We start from the raw sequence: 10,459 nt of genomic DNA on the forward strand, positions 1-10,459 counted from the left end.
TGTGTCATCGATTGCACACAAACGGAACACGATTCCACGGAAATCCTTGCACTACCAAACACCGTTGGAAGTATTTTTGAGTTACTTAGATGAAGCTGTTTTGTCTAGCTTAATTTGACAAATCAAAATTGTAAAAAACCTCCTGTTTTTTCAATAACTTGACATATGATATAAAATAAAGGCGATAAATAAATAGCTTGAAAATGTGTAGCGCTTACATTATTATAAAACTATAACAAATGTTAAAGCATAATACAAATGTTAAAAAGGGGCGATATAATGTTAGTTAATACTAGACAGTTGTTCAAAACAGCTCAGAATAAAGGTTTTGCAATACCAGCAACTAATTTTATTGACTTAGATTCAGCTAGATCATATGTAGAGATAGCAGAAAAAAGAGGTTTACCTTTACTTCTTGCATTTGCACAATCACATAAAGATATTATTTCATTAGAAGAAGCGGCTATTATTGGTAAATATTTTGCTGAAAAAGCAACAGTACCAATTGCTCTTCATTTAGACCATGGTTCAGACCCTGATTATATCTTTAAAGCTATAGAACTTGGTTTTAAGTCAGTGATGATAGATGCATCTGAAAAGCCTTTTGATGAAAATATCAAAATATCTAAAGAAGTTGTAGATTACGCACATGAATATGATGTAACTGTAGAAGCAGAATTAGGACACGTAGGAGCTAACGATACTTCAGAATCAAGTATTTTAACTGATTCAGTATATACAGAAGTAAAAGATGTTATTCAATTCGTTAAAGAGACTGGAGTAGATTCCTTAGCAGTTTCGATAGGAACAGCCCATGGAGTTTATAAAGGTGAGCCAAAACTAAGTTTTGATAGATTAGAGGATATACATAAAATGACAGATGTACCATTAGTATTACATGGTGGTTCTTCAACTGGAGATACAAACTTAAATAGATGTGCAACGAGTGGAATTGTAAAAATTAATATTTATTCAGATTTCATTAACGGTGCGATCGAAGCTATCACTGAAGAAATGCCAACAGATTATATAGAATTGAAAAAAATTGCGAATGAAAGAATGAAATCAGTGCTTAATCATTATTATGATGTTTTTGAAACTCAGCCGGTAAATTTATAGGAGGAACAAAATTGTCTAAAGTTAAAATTAATAAACCATTTTTTATATTTAATCCAAAGTCATTTCTATATGGTGATGATTTACTAAAATTAGCTAAAGTAGCAGACGAGCAAGCCAAAAAATATCCAGATTTAAGTATTTTTGTTACTACTCCATTTTCAGACCTAAAAGCGATAGCTGATGAAACAGAGCATGTAATTGTTACAGCACAACATATGGATGGCATTCAACCTGGACGAGGAATGGGTTATGTACTGCCTGAATCAATTTATAACGCTGGAGCAAGAGCAACATTTTTAAATCATGCTGAACAGCCGATGAAATTAAGTGAAGTAACTGCATCTGTTAAACGTGCGAAAGAGTTAGGAATTATTTCTGTAGTTTGTGCAGATTCAATTGACGAAGCTAAGGCAGTAGCAATGTTAAAACCAGATATAATTCTTTGTGAACCAACTGAGCTAATAGGTACTGGTCAAACAAGTGATGAATCTTATGTTGAAGGTACAAATAGTGCAATTCATGAAGTGGACGAAAACATTTTAATAATGCAAGCAGCGGGAATTAGTACAGCTGATGATGTGTTCAAGACGATTAAACTAGGGGCTGATGGAACAGGTTGTACGAGCGGGATTACAAAGGCAGCTGATCCGGAACAAATGTTAATTGAAATGATTGAAGCTGCATATAAGGCATCTAAGCAATAGGAGGAATCAGTAATGAAAATGTTTAAAGAAAAAATAGAATTAAAGTCAAAGGGAAGTATACCTACATATATCGATATTACTAAAGAGGTGAGAAAGGCAATAGAGGATAGTGAAGTAGAAAATGGTATTGTGACAGTGGTTAGTCCTCACACTACATGTGCTGTGTTTTATGAGGAATATGCCCATGATGAAAATGAAGAAGGAGTAGAGTCGTTACAACAAGATCTTAACAATGCATTAGAGAAAATTATTCCATATCATACATCTGCAGATACATTTATTTATCCTGGTGACGAGCATTATCAGGCAGTGGAATCTTGGCCAAATGCGGATGAGTATCTTCCAAATGGAGATAGATCTGCTTTATGGAATGGCGATGCTCATTTAAAAGCAACAATTATTGGTTCAAGTGAGACATTCGATGTAGAAAAATGGAATTTAGGTGTAGGTTCTACGGGATATATATATTTTGTGGATTTTGACACTACTAGATCACGTACAAGAAAATGTTCAATTACAGTTATTGGAGAGTAAAAATGAAAGGAGTGATTAACTAGTGATTTTTTCAGTAAAAATAAGAAAATATAAAAATTAATTTCACTGAAAAAAATATTTTTTTCATAAATAAAATATTAATGCTATATATTCTATTATAGATAAGAGGGAGATTTAGATTGGGAAAAGTAAAAATAAAAGACACAGTGTTAGATAGCGCTAATATAATCACTAATATAGAGTCGAATAATTCACTAAATGTACTTGATTTGATGGGGATAAATTTAGAGAAAAACGGCTATGTCAAGGGATCTTTTCAAAAAGCAATACAAGAAAGAGAAAAAGTATTCCCAACCGGTTTAATGACTACGTCAGTAGGAGTGGCAATACCACATACTGATGCAGAGCATGTTATAGAGGAGACTATTTCGATCGGTGTGTTAAAAAACACCGTGAAGTTCACAATGATGGGAACAGAAGATGAAGATGTGGATGTTAAAATAGTATTTATGTTGGCGATAAAAGACCCTTCTAAGCAATTAGAAATGTTACAAACACTGATAGAATTATTTCAAAATGAAAAGATGTTAGAAGAATTAAGTTCCGAGGAATCAGAGGAAAAAGTTTATAATATTTTCAAAAGAAATTTAGAGGAGAATAAATAATGAAAAAAATTTTAGTTGCCTGTGGATCAGGGATCGCGACTTCGACAGCGGTTAATAACAAAATAAAAAATATCTTAGATTCAAACGGCTATAAAGGTGAGTATGAAATAAATCAAATAAAAGTTACAGAGGCGCCACGGTTATCACCAAAATATGACTTTCTAATATCAACAACTCAAGAACCTGCAGGTTTAGAGTGTGAATATGTTTCTGCAGTACCTTTTCTTACTGGGGTAAATATACAAAAAGCAACGGACGAAATATTAGAATTAATGAAAAAATGAAAATGGAGGGCAAATAAATGGATGCAATATTAAACTTTTTTGACTTCGTTCAAAGTTTAGGTGTGGCAGTAATGATGCCAATCGTGATATTCATTATTGGACTAGTTTTTAAAGCAGGAGTAGGTACCAGTCTTAGAGCAGGTCTTACAGTAGGGGTAGGATTTATTGGTTTAAACTTAGTAATCAATAACTTATTGGGAGTTTCATTAGCACCTGCCGTTCAGGATATGGTAGCTCGTTTTGGGTTAAATTTATCAACGATAGATGTTGGATGGCCAGCAACTGCAGCTATAGCATTGGGATCTACAGTTGGTATCGTAATAATACCTTTAGGACTGATTGTAAATATCGTAATGCTCTTAACTAACACAACCCAAACTGTAAATGTTGATATTTGGGACTACTGGCATTTTGCTTTCACAGGAGCATTAGTAGCGATTTTAACTGAAAATGTTGCTTACGGTATAATTGCCGCTGTAATTAATATGGTAATTATCATGGTATTAGCTGACGTAACAGCACCAGAAGTTGAAAAATCTCTAAATTTACCTGGAGTTTCTTTGCCGCACGGATTTACAACAGCCTATGCACCAATAGCAATAGTGCTAAACAAAATTATAGATTTAATCCCAGGTATTAATAAAATAGATATTAATACAACTAAGTTACAGGAAAAATTTGGTGTATTCGGAGAACCAATAATGGTCGGAACACTTTTAGGTGTACTTATAGGTATTGTTGCCGGATACAATATTCCTGAAATATTAACACTAGGTATTTCGTTAGGTGCTGTACTTGTGTTAATTCCAAAAATGGCAGCGCTTTTAATGGAAGGGTTAATTCCTATCAGTGATACTGCAAGTCAATTTATTCAGGAAAGGTTCTCTAATCGTGGAAAAATATATATTGGTTTAGATTCTGCAATCGGAGTAGGTCACCCTGTCACAATGGCTATTTCATTAATATTAGTTCCAATCGCAGTTTTCTTAGCTGTTGTTTTACCTGGAAATACAGTAATGCCATTTGGAGATTTAGCAACAATTCCATGGATGTTTGTGCTTATTACACCAATAGTAAAAGAAAATGGATTTAGAGCTCTTATAATTGGTATTTTAATGCTGTCGCTTGGTTTACTAATTGCAACAGATTTAGCTCCTTTAATGACCTCTGCGGCATTAGATGTTGGATTTAATATGCCTGAAGGAACAAGCCAAATTTCATCAATTGTTGATGGAGCCAATCCACTCACATGGGTATTAGTAAGAATAAATGAATTCGGGCCAATCATAGGTTTAGGTGCCTCTGGATTAGTTGCGTTTGGGATGTCAATATGGAATCGAAACCGTATTATAAAAGAAGCGAAACTACTTCAAAATTAAAATAGAAATAAAGAGGTGATTACAATAGTTAAATATACGTATAGTAAATCCAAATATTTTATTGATCAAACACTTACTGGAGTGATTTCATTAGTAGGGATTATCATTATTCCTATCGTTTGTTTTCTATATGATTTTTCTACGGTACTTCCAATCATCTTTTTTATTACTTGTGTGTATACTTTTTGGAATTCATTTGTTGCGAAAGTGAATAGTGAAATAGTTGGGATATCTGAGACTAAAGTTTCATTTGAGGCTTATGGTAAAAAGGATGTGTATTCTTTGGATAAAATTGAAAAAATTAACATCAGAGAATTTCCTTCAAGCGGAAAAATGTATATCAGAATTTATAACAATAATAAAAAAAATAGATATTGGATACATACAAAAAGATTCGAGGAAGGTTTACAGCTTTTTCACAAATTGAGAGATGTCGAATACACTAAACATCCAGAGACTATTAAATCTAAAGCTCGGACTGTTAATACTAGATACTTAGCCCTAAAAAATGAAAAGGAGAACAAATAAATTGTTTGAATCTGAAAAAAGAGAGATTATTGAAACTGGAAAGAAATTAGACCGTTACGGCCTAATTTCTCTTTCAGGAGGGAATATCAGTACAAGATTGAGTACAGGGGAAATACTAATTACTCCGTCAGGTATGATCTATGAAGATATGATGGAGTCAGATGTAGTAGTAATGGATATCGATGGACGAATAATTGAAGGGAATAGAAGACCTAGTGTTGATAATGAACCTATTCGATATATCTTTCAAAATAAGCCTGAAGTTAATGCAGTAATTCATACACATCAACCATATGCTACTGGAATTGGCCTTGTAATTGATGAGATTCCTTGTAATTTAACCACTTTAGCGAACTCAACTAGAGGGTCAGTTAAAGTAGCTCCTTATAGCTCCGCAGCAGATATTGAGATGGGAATTCAAAGTGTTAAATACTTAGATAATAAATTGGCAGTAGTACTTAAACACCATGGAGTGGTTACAGTCGGTGAAAATTTAAACCAAGCACTATACGCTGCAGTATATTTAGAAGAGGCATGTAAAACGATTGTTGCTGCTAAATCTTATAGTGGTGAAAAGGAAATGGCAATGTTAGATGATAGTCAAGTGGAGACTGCGATTGAAATATTTAAGAATTATGGTCAAAAATAAAAGCTAAGTTTAAATAAAATGAAAAGCCCCCTTAAATTTAAGGGGGCTTTATTTGGAAATAATATTATTAAGGATAAAAAATCGCTAACCTTAAAATGAAAATGAAAAATATTTAAACAGCGATGACCATCATATTTTAAGTAACTGTGAAGTGAATTATAAATTAACAGAAAATAGATACAATAAGAAAAAGTTTAGTAATATTATGAGTAAAAAATAATAGATAGTAGAAGTAATACTTTAGTTAATAAAATCTGGATATCTAAAAAAAGAAATATTCATTTGAATTTTTGTTCATGTTTATTTAATATCAAAGGTAAGAGTAAAAAGTCTCTTACAAAAATCCCAAAAAATAATGAGGTAAGAGAGTAGAATTAGTATGTTTAGAGATGGAGTAGTAAAATCTTTATATATAGCAAATGAGTTCAGAGAGAAAATTAAAGATGGTGAATATAAATTTGGTGAAACTATTCCATCTTAAAATGAGTTAACTCAATTGTATGACGTGAGCCGTCACATAATTCGTGAAGCTATTTCAATTTTAGTTAAAGAAGAATTCGTTCGAAAAGAAAAAGGCTCAGGGTCGTATGTTTCTTTTGACCCGAATAACAACCAGTTTGCGAAAGGAAAACCACTTTTTATCGGGGTAGTCACTACCTATATGTCTGATTATATATTTCCATCGATTATTAGAGGAAACGAACGAGAATTAAATAACGAAAATATTAGTTTATTAATTTCTAGTACACATAATAATTACTCAGATGAAGAAAATGCACTAAGAAAAATGATGAGTAACGAAGTTGATGGATTGATTATTGAGCCTACGAAGAGTAGCTATTTTAATCCAAATACAAACTTATATTTAGAGCTTACTTATAAAAGAATCCCATTTATGCGGTTAGAGGTGAGAATCCTGATATTAAGAAAAAAGTTATTTGAAACTACCATAATAGAAAAGGATTCTGTGCAGATAATTGATTTAAAAGAAAATGAGAATAATTAAACTTTTGACCTACTGAATATTCAGGAGGTTTTTTAGTTGTATGGTTAATCTTTGAAACAAGAAAAAAGTTGTATGGCATTTCTGGTTAATGAAATTAATATAAATAAATTTAAAATTAATAACAGATATGAATACTATATTAATAGGATTTGTAATTATATTATCTGGAATCCAATATGTTAAAACAAAACTTGTACGTATGTTTATGTTGCGTTATAGAAAACTGAATGGTACTAACTACTTGTAAATTAAAGCGCTATTTCAGAGGTGATTAAATGGACAAACAAAATGTGAGGAAGAGTATTGAATGTGCGGAAACGAGTTTAGGGATTGAACTTGATTCAACGCGTATTAAAGCTGTTTTAATTAATAATGATTTTAAAGTAATCGGTTCTGGAGAATCAGAATGAGAGAATGAATTAAATTAGGATGGTTTGTGGACGTATGCTGAAAATACTATTTGGTCAAAATTACAGGAAGCATTTCAAAATTTAGTAAATAATGTAAAGAATGAATTTGATATTACATTAACAAAAGTTGGCTCGATTGGATTCAGTGCAATGATGCATGGATATATCGCATTAGATAATAAAGGGGGGCTATTATTGGCCTTTAGAACTTGGCGGAATGGGAATACAGATTTAGCTACTAAAGAATTATCTGAATTATTCAATTTCAATATTCCGCATCGATGGAGTATTACCCATTTACACCAAGCTATATTAAATAATGAAAAGCATGTGCAAGGAATTGATCAAATAACAACATTAGCCGGTTATGTACATTGGAAATTAACAGGAGAAAGAGTACTAGGAATTGGTGATGCTTCAGGTATGTTTCCAATAGACCCTGAGACTAAAGGGTACAACGAACATATGATTAAGCAATTTAATGAATGTGTGTCTGATGAAGGTGTTCCTTGGTTAATTCAAGATATTTTACCAACAGTTCTACAAGCTGGCGAAAAGGCTGGAACTTTAACTGAGGAAGGGGCTAAATTATTAGATCCAACCGGAAATTTAGAACCCGGATTAATCATAGCCCCTCCTGAGGGGGATGTAGGAACTGGGATGGTAGCAACAAATAGTGTAAAGCAAGGGACTGCAAATGTATCTGCAGGAACTTCAGCATTTGCCATGATTGTTTTAGATAAGAAGTTAAGTAAGGTATATCCTGAAATTGACAGCGTGACAACACCCACAGGTTCCGAAGTAGCAATGGTTCATATCAATAATTGTACATCGGAAATTAATTATTGGATGTCATTATTTAAAGAAGTCTTTGATACGATGGGTATCGAGATTAGTATTAACGAATTGTTTGATAAACTATTCAATAAATCAGAAGAAGCAAATCAAGATATTGGACAACTATTAGTTTATGGTTTTCATTCTGGGGAAAATATAATTAATATCGAAGAAGGAAGACCAATGATAGTAAGGAATCCTAATGGAGAATTTAACTTAGCCAATTTCATAAAAGCCAATCTATATTCAGCCTTTGCCACAATGAAGATTGGAATGGAAATACTGTTAGAGAAAGAGCATATTGATATTTCAGAAACAGTAGCTCACGGAGGAATTTTTAAAACCCCCGTAATCGCTCAATCAATTTTAGCAGCTGTTATGAAATCTGACGTAACCGTCATGGATACAGCAAGTGAAGGTGGTGCATGGGGAATGGCAATCTTAGCTTCATACTTGATAAATAACAATCAATTGAAGTTAGAAGAATACCTAGTGTGTTTTGCAAATTTGAAGTACATAGTATTGCAACGAAAAGTACACAATATAGCCATCCAATTTTTTCCTTTTAATTATTCTTTTTTTGATAATGCATTTTTCAAACGAAAACTCTCTCCAGTAAAAGTTAATATGTGTGCGTGATGAATTAAGCGATCAACAAGAGCTGAAGTAAGGCGCGGATCAATAAAGACCTTGTTCCAGCTACTAAACTCAAGGTTTGAAGTAATTACAACACTTTTAGTTTCATACCAATCACTAATTAATTGAAAGAGTAATTCAGAACCATTCTTGTTAAATGGGACGTAACCCATTTCATCTAATATAACCAACTGTACTCGATTAAATCGTTTTTTAAACCGCTCTAATTGATTGTTTTTCCATGCTCGTTCAAGTTCTAAGACAAGGTCACTAACTCGCCAAAATCGAGTCTCAATACCCTGTTGACAAGCTTTGTAGCCTAAAACACTAGCTAAATGAGTTTTACCGGTGCCTGGGGCACCAATACATACAATATTTTGATTTTCTTTTATAAAATCAAGAGAAGTTAATATTTCTCTAGTTTGGGAATCTTGTAACCGAATATCTTGATGCCACTCGAAGGAATCAAGTGTTTTATGGCCAATAAACTTCGCTTGCTTAATTAAACGTTGAATTTTTCGTTCTTCTTTAGCTTCTACTTCATTTATTAACAATTTAAGTAGCCATTCTTCTTGTTTAGGATCATCAACTAAGCTTGGTAAACTATTTAAGCGCAGTTCTTTACATACTGTTTCTAAAGTATAAATCATACCTTCACTCCTTTGGCTGCAACTTGGGTAAGAGCATCATATCCTTGCCAGTTCACATCAGATAGACTTTCCTCATACTCTTCAGAAATCAGTTCATAGAACCTTTCATTCAATTCAATCATTGTATGAACAGATAACAAACCTAATAAACGATCGAGTCGTTGGTAGAGTAAACGTAGATCATCAACACTCAAATATGACTGTATCCGTCCTGGAAGGTACTTCCAGTATCGTGAATAAGTGATTTTAGATAACCGCTGTTTCCAATCCCTAAGGATTGTAGGCCAATCAATTGCTCGTTTTCGAGTAACATATGGACGAAAATCTTCTTGAATGATTTCTCCGTTGCGAGTGATAATACGATATTTGTCCCAAGTGAGATAGGCATATACTTCACCATGACGCCATGAATTATGAATATGTATTAAAGTATTATCTAATTTTATTTCATTCATTTTATTTGCTCTTACTAGAACTTCTTTAAAGACAGGGTAATCTTCATCTGGTAGTTCTAAGCAGGATTTCTTTTCTTCTTTCCAAAGTGATTCTATCGTTCTTATTTTCTCATAGTGTTTTTCTTTTCGTTTCTTTACCATTCTCTGTTCTAAATCTTTATTCAAAGAAGAAAAATCTTTCATCTTGGGTGTTTCAGAAAAGAAATTATAGCGAACATATCCGACTTTATTTTCAACACTACCTTTTTCATGACCACTTGCAGGGTTACAAGTTTGGACATTGAACCCATAATGCATTGCAAATTGTAGAAATTCATTCGTTAACTTTGCATCCTTGAATTTTGATTTTGGTTTAATAACTGCAGTTGTCATATTATCAATTCGAATTGTCTTAGGGACACAGCCCATTTGCTTAAAGATTTCTTTCATACCAGTTAATAAGCATTCCTGATTTTCACTTGGTAAAGCAACTGCAAATCCCGCATTGCTAAACGGAGTACTTAACACTAATGCTTTGACTGACTACTGCCACACATTTGTACCACTGATGCCAACTTTCTTACCACTGTTTGCCAAAGAATGTACCACCTTTTGCCAGCTTAATGTACCACTAAAGAAATATCCCATAACCACTGTGATTTA

At 32.9% G+C, this 10,459-nt stretch carries 12 protein-coding genes and 2 pseudogenes; 12 read left to right on the forward strand and 2 right to left on the reverse strand.

Annotated features, from left to right (window positions below; all coding sequences use genetic code 11):
• The 12 genes and pseudogenes from FEZ33_RS11125 to FEZ33_RS11175 form a co-directional block, all read left to right on the forward strand.
• Positions 1-118: pseudogene (locus tag FEZ33_RS11125) on the forward strand (IS30 family transposase); the annotation flags it as partial.
• A 161-nt stretch (positions 119-279) separates the two neighbouring features.
• Positions 280-1,119 carry a class II fructose-bisphosphate aldolase gene (locus FEZ33_RS11130; protein ID WP_171031386.1) on the forward strand — a complete coding sequence of 280 codons (840 nt, stop codon included), beginning with the start codon at positions 280-282 and terminating at the stop codon, positions 1,117-1,119.
• 11 nt (positions 1,120-1,130) lie between these two features.
• The gene (locus FEZ33_RS11135) at positions 1,131-1,823 is read left to right on the forward strand and encodes a triose-phosphate isomerase (protein ID WP_138405452.1); all 693 of its coding nucleotides are present in this window, start codon (positions 1,131-1,133) and stop codon (positions 1,821-1,823) included.
• Positions 1,824-1,835: 12 nt separating this feature from the next.
• Positions 1,836-2,357, forward strand: a complete 522-nt coding sequence (locus tag FEZ33_RS11140) for a YjbQ family protein (protein ID WP_138405453.1) — start codon at positions 1,836-1,838, stop codon at positions 2,355-2,357.
• 140 nt (positions 2,358-2,497) lie between these two features.
• The gene (locus FEZ33_RS11145) at positions 2,498-2,983 is read left to right on the forward strand and encodes a PTS sugar transporter subunit IIA (RefSeq protein WP_212746706.1); all 486 of its coding nucleotides are present in this window, start codon (positions 2,498-2,500) and stop codon (positions 2,981-2,983) included.
• Positions 2,983-3,267 (forward strand): PTS sugar transporter subunit IIB, encoded by a 285-nt coding sequence (locus FEZ33_RS11150; RefSeq protein WP_138405454.1) that lies wholly within the window; start codon positions 2,983-2,985, stop codon positions 3,265-3,267. Before FEZ33_RS11145 ends, FEZ33_RS11150 begins: the two co-directional genes overlap by 1 nt.
• A gap of 17 nt (positions 3,268-3,284) precedes the next feature.
• Complete coding sequence (locus tag FEZ33_RS11155; protein WP_138405455.1) at positions 3,285-4,646, forward strand: PTS galactitol transporter subunit IIC; 1,362 nt, start codon at positions 3,285-3,287, stop codon at positions 4,644-4,646.
• Between the two features lie 15 nt (positions 4,647-4,661).
• Positions 4,662-5,174: a hypothetical protein gene (locus FEZ33_RS11160; RefSeq protein WP_138405456.1), complete on the forward strand. Its 513-nt coding sequence runs from the start codon at positions 4,662-4,664 to the stop codon at positions 5,172-5,174.
• 1 nt (position 5,175) lies between these two features.
• Positions 5,176-5,823 carry a class II aldolase/adducin family protein gene (locus FEZ33_RS11165; protein WP_138405457.1) on the forward strand — a complete coding sequence of 216 codons (648 nt, stop codon included), beginning with the start codon at positions 5,176-5,178 and terminating at the stop codon, positions 5,821-5,823.
• A 493-nt stretch (positions 5,824-6,316) separates the two neighbouring features.
• A pseudogene (locus tag FEZ33_RS11170) lies at positions 6,317-6,829 on the forward strand (hypothetical protein); the annotation flags it as partial.
• Positions 6,830-7,104: 275 nt separating this feature from the next.
• The gene (locus tag FEZ33_RS12900) at positions 7,105-7,239 is read left to right on the forward strand and encodes a hypothetical protein (protein ID WP_268951523.1); all 135 of its coding nucleotides are present in this window, start codon (positions 7,105-7,107) and stop codon (positions 7,237-7,239) included.
• Between the two features lie 24 nt (positions 7,240-7,263).
• Positions 7,264-8,715 (forward strand): xylulokinase, encoded by a 1,452-nt coding sequence (locus FEZ33_RS11175; RefSeq protein WP_235888832.1) that lies wholly within the window; start codon positions 7,264-7,266, stop codon positions 8,713-8,715.
• On the opposite strand, the gene istB is transcribed toward FEZ33_RS11175, so the two are convergent.
• Both istB and FEZ33_RS11185 read right to left on the reverse strand, forming a co-directional pair.
• Positions 8,646-9,362, reverse strand: coding sequence for an IS21-like element helper ATPase IstB (gene istB, locus FEZ33_RS11180; protein ID WP_138405459.1), 717 nt, complete (start codon positions 9,360-9,362; stop codon positions 8,646-8,648). The two genes, FEZ33_RS11175 and istB, sit on opposite strands and share 70 nt — an antisense overlap.
• Positions 9,359-10,324 (reverse strand): DDE-type integrase/transposase/recombinase, encoded by a 966-nt coding sequence (locus FEZ33_RS11185; protein ID WP_138405460.1) that lies wholly within the window; start codon positions 10,322-10,324, stop codon positions 9,359-9,361. Before FEZ33_RS11185 ends, istB begins: the two co-directional genes overlap by 4 nt.
• Between the last annotated feature and the right edge of the window lie 135 nt (positions 10,325-10,459).

The sequence above is a fragment of the Ruoffia tabacinasalis genome, assembly GCF_005864045.1.
Taxonomy (GTDB): domain Bacteria; phylum Bacillota; class Bacilli; order Lactobacillales; family Aerococcaceae; genus Ruoffia; species Ruoffia tabacinasalis.

Excerpts from the sequence above, each read along its gene's own strand:
- FEZ33_RS11150 (WP_138405454.1), top strand. The coding sequence starts at position 2,983 with ATGAAAAAAATTTTAGTTGCCTGTGGATCAGGGATCGCGACTTCGACA.
- FEZ33_RS11155 (WP_138405455.1), top strand. The coding sequence starts at position 3,285 with ATGGATGCAATATTAAACTTTTTTGACTTCGTTCAAAGTTTAGGTGTG.
- FEZ33_RS11140 (WP_138405453.1), top strand. The coding sequence starts at position 1,836 with ATGAAAATGTTTAAAGAAAAAATAGAATTAAAGTCAAAGGGAAGTATA.
- FEZ33_RS12900 (WP_268951523.1), top strand. The coding sequence starts at position 7,105 with ATGGACAAACAAAATGTGAGGAAGAGTATTGAATGTGCGGAAACGAGT.
- FEZ33_RS11130 (WP_171031386.1), top strand. The coding sequence starts at position 280 with ATGTTAGTTAATACTAGACAGTTGTTCAAAACAGCTCAGAATAAAGGT.
- istB (WP_138405459.1), bottom strand. The coding sequence starts at position 9,362 with ATGATTTATACTTTAGAAACAGTATGTAAAGAACTGCGCTTAAATAGT.